The sequence below is a fragment of the Streptomyces sp. NPDC005931 genome (assembly GCF_042871235.1).
GTDB lineage: Bacteria > Actinomycetota > Actinomycetes > Streptomycetales > Streptomycetaceae > Streptomyces.
The window spans coordinates 119,015-132,819 of the sequence record NZ_JBIAIG010000002.1 but is presented as its reverse complement, the minus strand read 5'-3'; the positions used below and the strand labels follow the sequence as shown (position 1 = coordinate 132,819).

The following is a 13,805-nucleotide window of genomic DNA, read 5'->3' as shown; positions in this document are numbered from 1 at the left end:
GATTTGGGAGGAATGCTGCCCCGGGGGAACGCGTGGCGGCGAATACTGCCACCGCCCGTCGCAGACGTCCAACCGGCGTGCCGCGCAAGGCCGCTGCAAGGGACAGCGGAACTTGCCCCCCAACTCACGTCCGATGTTCACTCCTTCGAGTGGCGGGTCAGGTGATGCGCATCCACTGCCCACTGGCACTGGGAGGGTCGGGCAGCGATGGGGGCGCCTTCCTGCCCGAGCGCAGTCGATAGCTCGGGAAGGGCCACGCGCCCGTGACGGAGCGTCACCCGGGCCCACGGGTACACGAGTCAGGAATGCGAGCACCGGTGCAGAAGACGCGGCCTCGTCGCACAGGCAAGCAGTCGGCCCCCGTGGGGGGCGCGGAGCAGACGCCCACCGTCGGCAGGGGCCGCCCCACCCATGTGCGCAACCGGCTCATCGTGGCGGTGGCGGTGGTGGCCGCGGCGATCGCCGGGGCCGGAGCGCCGTCGCTGCTCGCCGCCTCCGGTCAGCTCGGTGACTCGCAGGAGCTGGTGACGCTCGCCGAGCAGACCCAGGACGCGCTCACCCTCGCCCACTCCCTCGCCGACGAACGGGACGAGGTCACCTCCTACGTGGCGGCCGGACGGCCCAAGTCCAAGGCGCCCTCCGAGGAGCACAGCGCCCGGGTCGACCGGCAGGTCGAGGAACTGCGCTCCGACAGCGACACCACGGACGAGCTGCGGGCCGACCTCGACGGGATCGCGGCCGTGCGCAGAGCGGCGCTCACCGGAAAGAGCACCGCTCTCGAAGCGCATCAGGCGTACTCCGCGGCGATCACCGAGCTGCACCGGCTCGCCGAACGGCTCGCCCAGCGGACGCCGCCGCGCGCGGGCACCGGCGCCTACGCCCTCGCCGAGCTGGACTCCGCCGTCCAGCAGGCCGCCGCCACCCGCGGCCTGCTCCTCGCCGCGCTCAACGTGCCGCGCAGCACCCAGACCGTCATCGACCCGGTCACCGGCCTGCCGTCCACCGTCTCCGGCTCCTCGGACGCCGACACCGAGCGCCGCGACGCGCTCACCGCCGCCGCCCTCCAGGCCCGGCTGCGCTCCGACGCCGCCCTCGCCGACTTCCGCGACACCGCGCCCAAGGCGGCCCGCGCCTCGTACGACTCCACCGTCACCGGGCCCGAGGTCAACTCCGCCGAGAAGTACCTGGCGCAGCTCACCGACGAGCCGGCGCTCTCCGACGGCGAACTCGGCACCAGCGCCAAGAAGCTCCGGACCGCGCTCACCGCCCGCGTCGAAATGATGCGCGGGGTGGAGTCCGCCCTGTTCGACAAGCGCACCAAGGAACTCGCCCAGCTGCGCGACGACGACGTCACCGCGCTGGAGATCCGCGTCGCCGTCCTCGGCGCGCTCATGCTGCTCACCATCGGCATCGCCACCGCCATGGCCCGCACCCTCACGCGCCCGCTCTCCGTGCTGCGCCGCGGCTCCGCCCGCCTCGCCGAGGCGGAGGACCCCACCACGCAGGAACCCGTCACCTTCACCGGCCGCAACGACGAGTTCGCCCAGGTCGTCCGCTCCGTCAACGCCCTCCACGCGCACGCGGCAGCCCTCTCCGAGCGGATCGCCACGCTGGAGGCCGACCGCAAGCACCTCGTCGGCCAGCGGCAGAAGATGGCGGACGCCCGCGAGGAGTTGCGCACCGAGCTCGAACGGTCGACGGCCCACCTGGAGCGGCTGCGCACCAGCATCGGCGGCACGTTCGTCAACCTGGCGCTGCGCACCCTCGGCCTGGTCGAGCGGCAGCTCGGCGTCATCGAGGGACTGGAGGAGCGCGAGGACGACCCCGAGCGCCTCGCCACGCTGTTCAAGCTCGACCACTTCGCCACGGTCATGCGCCGGCACAGCGAGAACCTCCTCGTCCTCGCCGGCACCGAGCACGTCCAGCACACGGCGGGTCCCGTCCCGCTGGTGGACGTCGTACGGGCCGCGGTCAGCGAGATCGAGCGGTACGAGCGGGTCCGCATCGCCGCGCTGCCGCCGCACGCGCACATCGCCGGGTTCGCCGCGGACGACCTCTCGCACCTGCTCGCCGAACTCATGGAGAACGCCACGTCGTTCTCCCCGCCCGACCTGCCCGTCGAGGTCTCCGGCTGGCTGCTGGAGAACGGCGAGGTCATGCTCTCCGTCCAGGACGAGGGCATCGGCATGACCGGGGAACGGCTGGATCGGCTCAACGCCCGCCTGGCGGACCTCGACCCGGAGGCCCCCTACGACCAGGAGGCCGAGGACGGCCTGGGTCTCGGCCTGTACGTGGTGGCCCGGCTCGCCCAGCGGCACGGGGTGCGGGTCCAGCTGCGCGAGCAGAAGCAGGGCGGCGTCGCCGCGGTCGTCGTCCTGCCCAAGGCGCTCCTCGCACCTGCCACGCCCGCCGCGGTGCCGGCCTCCGGCCCGGTCTCCGGCGGCACCCAGAGCTTCACCCTCCCCGGCGCCGACGCGGAGGCCAACTCCAACGTCCTGCACGGCCGCACCGAGTCCGGCGACCCGCTGGTCGCGCTGGCCGAGCGGACGGTACGGCAGCGGGAGGCGGGGACCGAGGAGCCGGCGGCCGCCCCGGAGGAGCCCACGGGGGAGGGACACGCGCCGGACACCGGGGCGACGAATCCGCGCGACGCGGAGAACAGGGCCTCGGCACCGTCGCGTCCGGAGACGGAGCCGGCTGAGGGCCCCGGCGCCCACGCGACGCCCCAGCGGCCCGAGGACGCGGGGCCGGACGACGCGTCGGAGGGTGCCGGCGCACGGATCGGGATACCGCGTTCCTCCGAAGGCGCGGCGCAGAGCCCGAGTGACCCGGACGACGGCTCGGCACCCCGGGGCGCGACCGTGCCGCAGCCGTCGCGGGGTGCCGGCGAGCGCGTGGGCGCCCCGCGTCCCGCGGAGGGCCCGGCGCAGGACACGGCCGAGGCGGACGGGACCCGGGACGGGACCGACGCGGTCCCCGAACGCCCCGCCGAGACCACGATGGAGCTCCTCGTCCCGGTCCCGGCCGCGGCGTCCGACGAGGAGAACGGCCCCGAGGCACCGGCCGAGCCGACGCGCACCTCTCCCGGGCCGATCCCCGCGAGCGGGACCGCCCCCGGCGCCCCCGAGCCCGCCGCCCACCCCGCACGCACCGGCGAGGCGGAGCCGTCCGCCGCCCCGCGGCACACCGGCGGGACCGAAGCGTCCGCCCCGGGCGCTCCGCGTGACGCGGAGGCCGAGCACACCCCCGGTGGCACGCCGGAGGACGGCTCCTCGAGCCGGCCGACGGCGTTCGCCGAAGGCGTGCTCGGGGGCGCCGCGTCCGAGAGCCGCGCCGCGGCCGAACCGGCGCTGCCCACCCGGCCCGTCACCCCCGCCGAGCCCGCGCTCCCGAGCCGTCCCGGCGCCCGCGCGGAGCACGAGACCGGGCCGGAGACCGAGCACGCCCGGGTGCCCGACGGGCCGGCCGACGAGGAGCCCGTCACGTCCAAGGGGCTGCCCAAGCGGACACCGAAGATCACCGCGCCCGCGCAGGCGCCGCGGCCCCGCGCCGGGTCCGTGGACGCCGAAGCACTGCGCCGTCGCCTCGGCGGCTTCCGCCGGGGGGCGGAGGCCGGTTACCGGGACGTCGAGGCCGAGATCGCCGAGCAGACAGGGCGCCACCGGACCCCGTACGCCCCGTCCGTCGCCGGCGCTGCCGCGAACGGCACCACAGGCTCACCAGCCACACCGGACACATCCGAAGAAGCCACGGGGGGCACAGTCGAGGAGGCAAGCAGTTGACCGCGCCCAGTACCTTCGGACTGAGCAGTGAAGCCCGCAATCTGCACTGGCTGCTGACCAACCTCGTGGAGGAGGTGCCCGGCATCCAATCGGTCGCGGTGGTCTCCTCCGACGGCCTGCTGCTCCTGTCCTCGGACGCCGCCCGCATCGCCGAGGCGCGCGAGCCGAGGAGCGGTGCCCGCACCGGCCCGCGCGGCTCCGCCGCCGACCTGGCGACCATCGTCTCCGGCATCGGCAGCCTCACCGTCGGCGCCGCCCGGCTGATGGACTCCGGCCCGGTCAAGCACACCATGGTCGCGATGGACGAGGGCAGCCTGTTCGTGATGTCGATCAGCGACGGCTCACTGCTCGGCGTGCACGGCTCCGCGGACTGCGACATGAGCGTGGTGGCGTACCACATGGCCCTGTTCGTCGGCCGCGCCGGACACGTCCTGACCCCCGAACTCCGCAGTGAGTTGCGCGCATCCCTGGAGACCGAGTCCACCGGGAGTTCCCGATGAGCAGTACGTCCAGGAAGAACCTCCCGGTCCGCGGCGGTGACCGCAAACCCGCCCGGGTCCGCCCCTACTCGCTCACCGGCGGCCGGACCCGCTTCGGGCACGTGCTGCTCGTCGAGACCTTCGTCGCGAGCACGGCCGCGATCGAAGCCGGCGAGGAGCGGAGGGAACTGACGAACGGCCAGCTGAAGTCGGCGATCATGCCGGAGATGCGGGCCATCGTCGAACTGTGCCGCCGTATGCGTACGGTGGCCGAGATCGCCGCGCTGCTGAAGATGCCGCTCGGCGTGGTCCGCGTGCTCCTCAGCGACCTCGCGGACCAGGGAAAGATCCGTGTCTACGGAACGGGAACCGGCCACGGCACGGGCCGCCCGGACCGCGCATTGCTGGAAAGGGTGCTGAGTGGACTCCGTCGTCTCTGACGCCGCTCGGGGCGTCTCCTCCCTCGTCGCCGAGCCCGACGAGGATCTCAGGTCCTGGCAGACGGACCGCACCCGCGCCCCGATCGCCACGAAGATCGTGGTGGCGGGCGGCTTCGGCGTCGGGAAGACCACGCTGGTCACCTCGGTCTCGGAGATCACACCGCTGCAGACCGAAGCGCTGATGACCGAGGCGAGCGAGGAGACCGACGACCTCACCGCCACACCGGGCAAGCTCACCACCACCGTGGCCATGGACTTCGGCCGCATCACGCTCGACGACGACCTGGTGCTCTACCTCTTCGGCACCCCCGGTCAGCAGCGGTTCTGGTTCATGTGGGACGACCTGGTGCGCGGCGCGATCGGCGCGGTCGTCCTGGCCGACACCCGCCGTCTGAAGGACTGCTTCCCGGCGCTGGACTACTTCGAGAGCTGTGGGCTGCCGTACGTCGTCGCGGTCAACCACTTCGACGGCAGTGAGCGGTTCGAGCCGGAGGACGTGCGGGAGGCACTGACCATCCCGCGTCACATACCTGTCATGATCATGGATGCGCGCCGCCGGATCTCCGTGATCGAGACCCTCCTGGCCCTGGTGGGCCACGCGCTCGACGAAACCCCCGAGTAGGAGACACCCCCGTATGCGGAAGATACTCGTCGTCGGAGCCGGCCAGTCCGGCCTCCAGCTCGCCCTCGGCCTCCAGTCGCACGGGTACGAGGTCACCCTGATGTCCAACCGGACCGCGGACGAGATCCGCACCGGACGGGTGATGTCGACGCAGTGCATGTTCCACACGGCCCTACAGCACGAGCGGGACCTCCAGCTGAACTTCTGGGAGTCCCAGGCCCCCAAGATCCAGGGACTCGGCGTCTCGGTCGCGGCGCCCGGCTCGCACGACCCCGGCCCGACGCAGCGGGCGATCGACTGGCTGGGCCGGCTCGACGGGTTCGCGCAGTCGGTCGACCAGCGGGTGAAGATGGCCGGCTGGATGGAGACGTTCGCCCAGCGCGGCGGCCAACTGGTCATCCACGGCGCGGCGGTCGGCGACCTCGACTACTTCTCGCGCACGTACGACCTCGTGCTCGTCTCGGCGGGCAAGGGCGAACTCGTGCAGATGTTCGCCCGGGACCCCGAGCGCTCCCCCTACAGCGAGCCGCAGCGCGCCCTCGCGGTGGCCTACGTGCACGGACTGGGCCCGCGTCCGGAGCACCCGGACACGGAGGCCGTCCGCTGCAACCTCGTCCCCGGGGTCGGCGAGATGTTCATCATGCCGACGCTCACCACCTCGGGCCGGGCCGACATCCTCTTCTGGGAGGGCATCCCCGGCGGCCCGCTGGACGTCTTCAAGGACGTCAAGGATCCCGCCGAACACCTTGCCCTGACGCTGGAGCTGATGGAGAAGTTCCTCCCCTGGGAGTACGCGCGGGCCACCAAGGTCGAACTGACCGATGCCGGCGGCACGCTGTCCGGCCGTTACGCCCCCACCGTGCGCAACCCCATCGGCCGGCTGCCCGGCGGCGGCCTGGTCCTCGGTGTCGCCGACGTGGTCGTGGCCAACGACCCGATCACCGGTCAGGGCTCCAACTCGGCGTCCAAGTGCGCCGCTTCCTACCTCGCGTCGATCCTCGAGCACGGCGACAAGCCGTTCGACGAGGAGTGGATGCAGCAGACCTTCGACCGCTACTGGGAGACGGCACGGCACGTCACCAAGTGGACGAACACCATGCTCGCCCCGCCGCCGGAGCACGTCCTGAACCTCATCGGCGCCGCCGGCCAACTCCCACCGGTCGCCGACCGCTTCGCCAACGGTTTCAACAACCCGGCGGACTTCGAGAACTTCTTCTACGACCCGCAGAAGACCGAGGCCTACCTGATGGAGGCATCGGGGGCCACCGTCGCGTAGTCCCTCCGGGCGGACGGCAGTCCACGAGGGCGTCCCGGCCGGGGCCGTGGACGGGCAGCTGTGCGTAGGACGCGGACAAGGCCGGGCGGGGCGTCCGGGCGCCCCGGGCCGCTGCTGCCCCCAGGGGTCCGGGCACGCAGGTGCGCCTGCCTCGGGGCCGGGCACCCCGGGACCGGCCGCCCGGCTCCCCGAAAAACCGGCGCACCTCTGCGGAGGCCACTGCGGACGGGTCTGCGGAGGCCACCGCGGGCAGGCCCGTCCCGGTCTTCGGGAGCCCGAGGTGGTCGCCCGGCCGGAGTACGCCGGCCCGGCCCCACCGACCCGACAGCCGGTCCGGTCACTCCGTGGTGAGGGCCTGATCCGTGGGCTCCGTCGAGTCCGTCCCGTCCGTCGAGTCCGTCGAGACCGTCGTGTCCGTCGGGTCCCGCAGGTCCGGTGTGGGAGCCGTGGGGGATGCATAGCCCTCGTCGGGGCCCTGCGTCGCGTGCTCCGGGAGCTCCGGAGGTGCGTACCGCTCCAGGGGCAGCCCGTCCGGGTCGGGGCGTACCGCGCCGAGGATCGGGTTCGCCGCGAGGGGAGAAACCTTGATCCGCGCGCCGGGGCGGGGTGCCTGGACGACCATGCCGTCGCCGAGGTACAGGGCGACGTGCGTGGCCTCCGGGAAGTACACGACGAGGTCGCCGGGGCGCAGGTCCCGCAGGGGGACGCGGCGCAGGCGCGCCCACTGCTCCTGGCTGGTCCGGGGGACGGGCGTCCCGGCAGCGGCCCACGCCTGCGACGTCAGGCCCGAGCAGTCGTACGCCTCCGGACCCTCCGCACCCCACTCGTACGGCTTCCCGAGCTGCCCGACGGCGTAGCGCACCGCCCGGTCGCCCGCCGCGGTCGGCTTGTGGTCGTCGGCCGGCACGCCGGAGGCCCGCAGCTCCTCCTGCGCCTCGGCCACCCCGGCCTCCTCCAGCTCGGCGAGCGCCGCCAGCTGTTCGCCGCTCAGCGAGGCCAGCAGTTCCTCGACGTCGCCCAGCCGCTCGCGCACCTCGTCCCGTTGCTTCTTCCGCCGCTCGGCCAGCGCGAGTTGCCCGTCGAGAGCCGTGCGCGCCCGCCGGGCCAGTGCCCGGGTCCTCTCCTCGTCGCCGGCCAGCCGCCCCACCGTCTCGGCCCGCCGCCGCGCCATCCGCCCGATCACATGCCCCTGTTCGAGCGCGCGCTGCGGGTCACGGGCGAGCAGCAGCCGTACGTACGGGGAGAGATCGGTGGAGCTCTGGTACTGCTGCCGGGCCAGCCGTCCGGCGGCAGCCCGGCTGTCGTGCAGGGAGAGCCGTGCGCGGGCGAGGGCGCGGTCCAGCCGCTCGGTCTCGGCGCGCTGCCGCTTCAGCCGTTCCTCGGTGGCGTTGTAGGTCTCCGTGGCCTTCTCGGCCTCCCGGTACAACGTCTGAAGCTCCGTCAGCAGCTCGGCAACGGACCGCTCCGGGGGAGCCGGCGAACCGGGCTGGGCCGCCGCGGGCACGGGTGCGAGAACGGTCCCGGCCGCCACCGCCGCCGTACACACCAGACGCAGAAGCACTCCTGACACGTCATCACCTCCGACGCGGGGCGGCTCCTCCGCTCCGCATCGTGAGCATCAGACGTGTCCGCCGGGGCCGCGCGCCGGGTGTGCGCGGTTCGGCGCAAGCCCGTCACCCGTGCGCGTCGTCCGGCTTGCCGCCCGGCGTGGCGTCTGGATCGGCGGCGGGTCCGGACCACGGCCACCGCGGCCGGCCGCCCCGCCTGCCCGCCGCGCCCTCGGGGTCGTAGAGGTACTTCCACCCCCGCGTCAGCCCGGTCCGGCTGCTCTGCCCCCGGGGCACCCGTCGGTAGACCAGAACCGTGGGCGGCCCGCCGGCGGCGTCCGGGACGGGGATGCGATACGTCTTGGGCGGGTGCCCGGTGATGCCCAGCAGCACGGGCAGGACGCGCCCGTCCATGGGCCCGCCCTCGAAGGGGGTGTCTTGGCTCTTCACGGCACCAGTGTCCGCCATGCGACCGGCACGGGCCGCCTCCGGCCGTCCCCCGCGCGCGGGGCCGAGGTGCCCCCCCCGCGCGGGACCTCGGCGCATCCGTCGTTCGTGGGCCGCCTCAGCCGATCCGCTGGGCGTGGGGTGCCGGCGCCACCCCGAGCCGGTGCCGTCCGCGCAGGGCCGGATCCGACTGTTCCCGTCGGGTCCGGGTGTCGGCGTCCCGGCCCGGTCCGGCCTCGGCGCTCTTGGCCGGACTCGGTGTCGGTTGTCCCGTCGGGACTCGGTGCCGGCCGTCCAGGTCCGGTTCGGCCTCGGACGGTCTCGGCCGGTCCGCGGCTCATGCGCGGTGTCTTCGCCCGCCCGCCCCTCCGGGAGCCGGCCGTCGGTACCAGGGCCCGGCTCGGGGCCGGTCGCCGCCCGGCCCCGAGCCGGCGGTGCCCGTCGCACCCGGGGGCCGGTCGCACCCGGGGGCCGGTCGCACCCGAGGGCCGGTCGCACCCGGGGCCGGTCGTCCCCGGCGGTCCGGGCTCAGTCGTCCCCGGCCAGCGCCTGGATCAGCGTCTGCGTCTGGGGGTCGCGTCGCGCCGTCACCTCCAGCAGCGCCACCAGTTGCTCCACCAGCCAGTCCCGCAGCTCATCGGCCGGCGGCTGCCGGCCCTCGTCGAGCCAGATCAGTGACGCCGCCTCGACGGCGGTGATCCACATCCGCACGGTCATCCGCAGCCGGGGGCCGGGCTCGACGACCCCGAGGTGGCTGAGGATGTGCTCCGCGGCGGCCCGGCGCACCCCGTCGACGATCGCGGTCGTGCGGGAGGTCTCCACCACGCTGCCGCCCTGGAGCAGCGCGCTGAAGCCGGTGCCGTGCTGTTCGACGAAGGCCAGGTAGCGGTCCAGGGCCCGGGACAGCCGGAGCAGCAACGGGCCCACGTGCGGCTCGTCGAAGCAGTGCCGCAGTTCCTCGGCGGCCGACCCGAGAGCGGCCTCGTACAGCTGCTGCTTGCCGCCCGGGAAGTACCGGTAGACCAGCGGCCGCGACACCCCGGCCGCCTCCGCCACGTCGTCCAGGGACACGTCCTCCGGTGCACGGTGGGCGAAGAGGGACAGCGCGGCGTCGAGCAGCTGGCTGCGGCGCTCCTCGATGCTGAGGCGCCGGTAGGCGGGGGTGGGGGCCTGCGGGGTCATGCCCCGCAGCGTAACCGCCCGCACGCGGTGGGTGCCTACGCGAGCAGCCCGGACGACTTCCACAGCCGCCGTCCGACCCCGCGCAGCACCCCGATGTCGTCCAGGAAGTCCGTCAGCCGCTTGGACCCCTGCTGCATCACGTCCCGCCGGTGCGCGCTCGCCCTGACCTGGGCCAGGGCCTCGCGCCTGTCCAGGCCGACGTTGGTGTAGACGTCGGGGTTCACGAACGCCACGGAGAAGACCCGGGCGAACTCGCCGGAGGTGATCCGGGTGAACTCCTGCGACCACTTCGGCGCGGTGAGCATCTGGCGCCGCAGCTCCTCACGGGCGTAGCGCACGTGCCGGGCCTCCTCGACGACGTGGATGCGCGTCACGCCGCGGATCAGCGTCTGGACCCGCTCGTCGGGGAAGGTCAGCCGCTGCATCCAGTCCAGGACCTCCTCGCCGAGCAGGGTCGCGGTGAAGGAACCCGGCGTGGTGGAGATCGTCTTGAACAACCGGCCGAGGTGCTGGTGGACCCGGCTCACCGGGTACCAGGGGGTGTCGCCGTGGGTGATGAGGCGGGCGAACATCTTGGAGTGGCGGCACTCGTCCTCGATCTCGGTGAGGGCGTAGCGCACGTGGGCGCTCGTGGCGGCCTTGTCGTAGATGTGCCGGACCAGGAGCTGCATGAGGATGATCTCGAACCAGATGCCGAGCGAGGCGAGGGCGGCGGCCTCGTGCTGGGAGAGCAGGATGCGCTGCTCCTCGCTCATCCTCTTCCACATCGGGGTGTCGTACAGCGAGACCAGCTCGGGCGGCCAGAACCACTTGCCCTCCTCGAAGGGCGCGTCCCAGTCGAGCTCCTTGTCCGGGTCGAAGGAGTGCTTGGCGGAAGAGTCGAGCAGCCGCTGGGCCACCTGCTCCCGGTCCTTGAGCAGGCCGAGCGCGTCGCGCAGGCCGTCGAGCGCGTCGGCTTCCGTCAGGGTCGTCATGGGGGTTCCACCTCGTGGTGCGGGGACGTCGTGGGGACGTGTCCGGGTTACCGGCGGTTCACTCCACTTATGAGACTGCCTGTCAGCAAGCCCGTCAATCCCCTGGGCGCGACTTGTTGACGGCCGGTCAGCCGAGCGGGGCGTCACGCGGGGGCGTCGTGCGGTGCACGAACGCCGCACGCGAGTCCCCGTCCCTGCCGGTCGGGCGTCAGTGCCCCGACCTCAGCACCGCCTCCATCACCGCCCGCGCGATCGGTGCCGCCGTCCCGCCCCCGCTGATCTCCCGGCGACTGGCCGCCGCGTCCTCCACGACGACCGCCACCGCCACCTTCGGCTGCGCGTCCCGGCCCCCCTGCGCCCAGGAGACGAACCAGGCGTACGGCGTGCCGGAGTTGCCCAGTCCGTGCTGCGCGGTGCCGGTCTTGCCACCGACGACGGCCCCACGGATCGCCGCCTTACGGCCCGTGCCCTTCTCCACCACTCCCCGCATCAGCTCCCGCATCCGCACCGCCGTCGACGGGTGCATGGCCCGCCGCACCGCCCGCGGCCCGCCCGCCGACACCGTGGCGCCGCCCGCCCGCGTCGTCCGCTCCACCAGGTACGGCTCCCGGATCTGCCCCCCGTTGGCCACCGCCGCCGCGACCATCGCCATCTGCAGCGGCGTGGCCCGCGTGTTGTACTGCCCGATCGACGACAGCGCCAGCTGCGCCGGGTCCACGGTCGTGTCGAACGTGCTGCGCGCCACCGGGAACGGGATGCGCACGTCGGCGTCGTTGAAGCCGAAGCCGTGCGCCGTGGCCGTCATGTCCCGCACCCCCGTCGCCACTCCCAGCCTGGCGAAGACCGTGTTGCAGGAGAAGGTGAACGCCTCCCGCACCGAGGCGTCCTCGCACCCCCGCGACCCGTTGGTCAGCCGGGTCGTCGTCCCGGGCAGGGTGTACGGATCGGGGGTGCCGGTCGGCTCGTCCAGGTCGGTCACCACCCCCGCGTCCAGTGCCGCCGCCGTGGTGACCACCTTGAACGTCGAGCCCGGCGGATAGGTCTGGGCCACCGCCCGGTTGAGCATCGGCCGGTCCGGGTCGGCGTTCAGCCGTTGCCAGGCGTCCCGCGCCGTCCGTCCGTTCCCGGACAGCACCCCTGGGTCGTACGACGGGACCGACACCAGCGCCAGGATCCGCCCGGTCGACGGATCGACCGCGGCCACCGCCCCCTTGCGTGAGCGCAGCCCCTCGTAGGCCGCCCGCTGCGCCGCCGGGTCGATGGTCGTCTCCACGTTCCCGCCCGCGTTGCGGGAGCGTGTGAAGTCGTTCCAGAGCGGCAGCGGGGCGAGGGCGGGGTCCGTGCCCGACAGCAGCCCGTCCTCGGTGTGCTCCAGCAGCGTCGTCCCGTACTCCTGTGAGGCGAAGCCGGTGACGGGTGCGTACAACGGCCCTTCACGGTACGTCCGTTCGTAGCGCAGGTGCTCCCCGGTGTCCCGCGATCCGGTGACCGGCCGGCCGGCGACCAGGACGTCGCCGCGCGGCTGGTGGTAACGGGCGATGGCGTCACGGCGGTTGGCCGGGTTGCCGACGTACTCCTCGGCCCGGAACACCTGGACGCGGGCGGCGTTGACGAGCAGGGCGGTCAGCAGCAGGGCGCAGAAGACGGCGGCGCGCCGGATGTGCCGCGTCACCGGCCGGTACCTCCGTCCCCGTCCCCGTCCTGGGGCCGGCGCGCGGAGTCGCTCAGCCGCACCAGCAGCGCCACGATCGCCCAGTTGGTCACCACCGAGGAGCCGCCCTGCGCCAGGAACGGCATCGCCATGCCGGTCAGCGGGATCAGCCCGGTCACCCCGCCGGCGATCACGAACACCTGGAGTGCCACGATCGAGGCGAGGCCGACCGCGAGCAGCCGGCCGAAGGCGTCGCGCAGCGCGAGGCCCGCCCGGTAGCCGCGCTCCACCAGCAGCCCGTAGAGCAGGAAGATCGCCGACAGTCCGGCCAGGCCCAGCTCCTCGCCGGCCGTCGCCAGGATGAAGTCGGACTTGACCGCGAAGCCGATGAGCACCGAGTGCCCGAGGCCGAGCCCGGTGCCCAGCAGTCCGCCCTCGGCGAAGGCGAACAGGGACTGCGCGAGCTGGCCCGGGCCCTCACCGGCCTCGATCGATGCGAAGGGGTGCAGCCAGGTCTCGATCCTGCCGTGCACGTGCGGCTCCAGCCGGCCCACGGCCACCGCCCCCAGGCAGGCCAGCAGCAGGCCGACGGCGAGCCAGCCGGTGCGGCCGGTGGCGACGTACAGCAGCACGACGAACAGACCGAAGAACAGCAGCGAGGTGCCGAGGTCCCGCTCCAGCACCAGCACGCCCACGCTCACCAGCCAGACCGCGACGATCGGGCCGAGCACCCGCCCGGTGGGCAGCTGGAGCCCCCACACGCGGCGACCGGCGTAGGTGAGGGCGCCGCGGTTGACGGCCAGGTACGCGGCGAAGAACACCGCCAGCAGCACCTTGGCGAACTCCCCCGGCTGGATGGAGAACCCGGCCACCCGGATCCAGATCCGGGCCCCGTTCACCGCCGGGAACAGGATCGGCGCGGTGAGCAGGACCAGCGCCGCCACGACACAGACGTAGGTGTAGCGCTGGAGCACCCGGTGGTCGCGCAGCAGCACCACCACCACGATGAACAGCCCGACACCCAGCGTGGACCACACCAGTTGGGCCGGCGCCGCCCGGTCACCCGGCGTCTCCAGGTCGAGCCGGTAGATCAGCACCAGCCCCAGCCCGTTGAGCAGCACCGCGATGGGCAGCAGCAGCGGGTCCGCCCAGGGGGCGCGCAGCCGCACCGCCAGGTGGGCCAGCAGCGCGAGCACGCCGAGCCCGGCGCCGTAACCGGCGGCACCGGGCGGGACGGAGCCCTCGCGGGCCAGGCCGACGGCGCAGTAGCCGTACACCGACAGCAGGACGGCCAGGATCATCAGGGAGAGTTCGATGCCTCGGCGCCGGGGGAGGTGGACGGCGGGCTCGGGCGGATCCACCGTCGCCAGGATGATTCCGGCCTTGCTCATGCCCGGAACCTACC

11 protein-coding genes are annotated in these 13,805 nt (G+C 73.6%); 5 read left to right on the top strand and 6 right to left on the bottom strand.

Translation table 11 applies throughout. From position 1 onward, the window contains the following. The first annotated feature begins 305 nt into the window (after positions 1-305). Genes ACFYOV_RS04485 through ACFYOV_RS04465 form a run of 5 tightly spaced genes read left to right on the top strand, consistent with a single transcriptional unit; the run spans position 306 to position 6,599 of the window. On the top strand, positions 306-3,782 hold the full coding sequence (locus tag ACFYOV_RS04485) for a nitrate- and nitrite sensing domain-containing protein (RefSeq protein WP_389082732.1): 3,477 nt from the start codon (positions 306-308) through the stop codon (positions 3,780-3,782). After that, positions 3,779-4,282, top strand: coding sequence for a roadblock/LC7 domain-containing protein (locus tag ACFYOV_RS04480; protein WP_389082729.1), 504 nt, complete (start codon positions 3,779-3,781; stop codon positions 4,280-4,282). Before ACFYOV_RS04485 ends, ACFYOV_RS04480 begins: the two co-directional genes overlap by 4 nt. Continuing rightward, entirely contained in the window at positions 4,279-4,701 is a 423-nt protein-coding gene (locus ACFYOV_RS04475) for a DUF742 domain-containing protein (protein WP_389082727.1), read from the top strand. The genes ACFYOV_RS04480 and ACFYOV_RS04475 overlap by 4 nt, the downstream gene beginning before the upstream one ends. Continuing rightward, on the top strand, positions 4,682-5,323 hold the full coding sequence (locus ACFYOV_RS04470) for an ATP/GTP-binding protein (RefSeq protein ID WP_389082725.1): 642 nt from the start codon (positions 4,682-4,684) through the stop codon (positions 5,321-5,323). The genes ACFYOV_RS04475 and ACFYOV_RS04470 overlap by 20 nt, the downstream gene beginning before the upstream one ends. Before the next feature lie 13 nt (positions 5,324-5,336). Next, complete coding sequence (locus tag ACFYOV_RS04465; protein ID WP_389082722.1) at positions 5,337-6,599, top strand: styrene monooxygenase/indole monooxygenase family protein; 1,263 nt, start codon at positions 5,337-5,339, stop codon at positions 6,597-6,599. A 337-nt stretch (positions 6,600-6,936) separates the two neighbouring features. On the opposite strand, the gene ACFYOV_RS04460 is transcribed toward ACFYOV_RS04465, so the two are convergent. From ACFYOV_RS04460 to ACFYOV_RS04435, 6 genes are all read right to left on the bottom strand, one after another. Continuing rightward, positions 6,937-8,169, bottom strand: coding sequence for an NlpC/P60 family protein (locus ACFYOV_RS04460; protein WP_389082720.1), 1,233 nt, complete (start codon positions 8,167-8,169; stop codon positions 6,937-6,939). A gap of 103 nt (positions 8,170-8,272) precedes the next feature. Beyond that, complete coding sequence (locus ACFYOV_RS04455) at positions 8,273-8,596, bottom strand: hypothetical protein (RefSeq protein ID WP_389082717.1); 324 nt, start codon at positions 8,594-8,596, stop codon at positions 8,273-8,275. A gap of 525 nt (positions 8,597-9,121) precedes the next feature. After that, complete coding sequence (locus ACFYOV_RS04450; RefSeq protein WP_389082714.1) at positions 9,122-9,775, bottom strand: TetR/AcrR family transcriptional regulator; 654 nt, start codon at positions 9,773-9,775, stop codon at positions 9,122-9,124. A 35-nt stretch (positions 9,776-9,810) separates the two neighbouring features. Further along, positions 9,811-10,749: a diiron oxygenase gene (locus ACFYOV_RS04445; RefSeq protein WP_389082712.1), complete on the bottom strand. Its 939-nt coding sequence runs from the start codon at positions 10,747-10,749 to the stop codon at positions 9,811-9,813. A 208-nt stretch (positions 10,750-10,957) separates the two neighbouring features. Next, positions 10,958-12,421 carry a penicillin-binding transpeptidase domain-containing protein gene (locus ACFYOV_RS04440; protein WP_389082709.1) on the bottom strand — a complete coding sequence of 488 codons (1,464 nt, stop codon included), beginning with the start codon at positions 12,419-12,421 and terminating at the stop codon, positions 10,958-10,960. Then, positions 12,418-13,791 carry an FtsW/RodA/SpoVE family cell cycle protein gene (locus ACFYOV_RS04435; protein ID WP_389082706.1) on the bottom strand — a complete coding sequence of 458 codons (1,374 nt, stop codon included), beginning with the start codon at positions 13,789-13,791 and terminating at the stop codon, positions 12,418-12,420. Before ACFYOV_RS04435 ends, ACFYOV_RS04440 begins: the two co-directional genes overlap by 4 nt. Positions 13,792-13,805 lie beyond the last annotated feature (14 nt).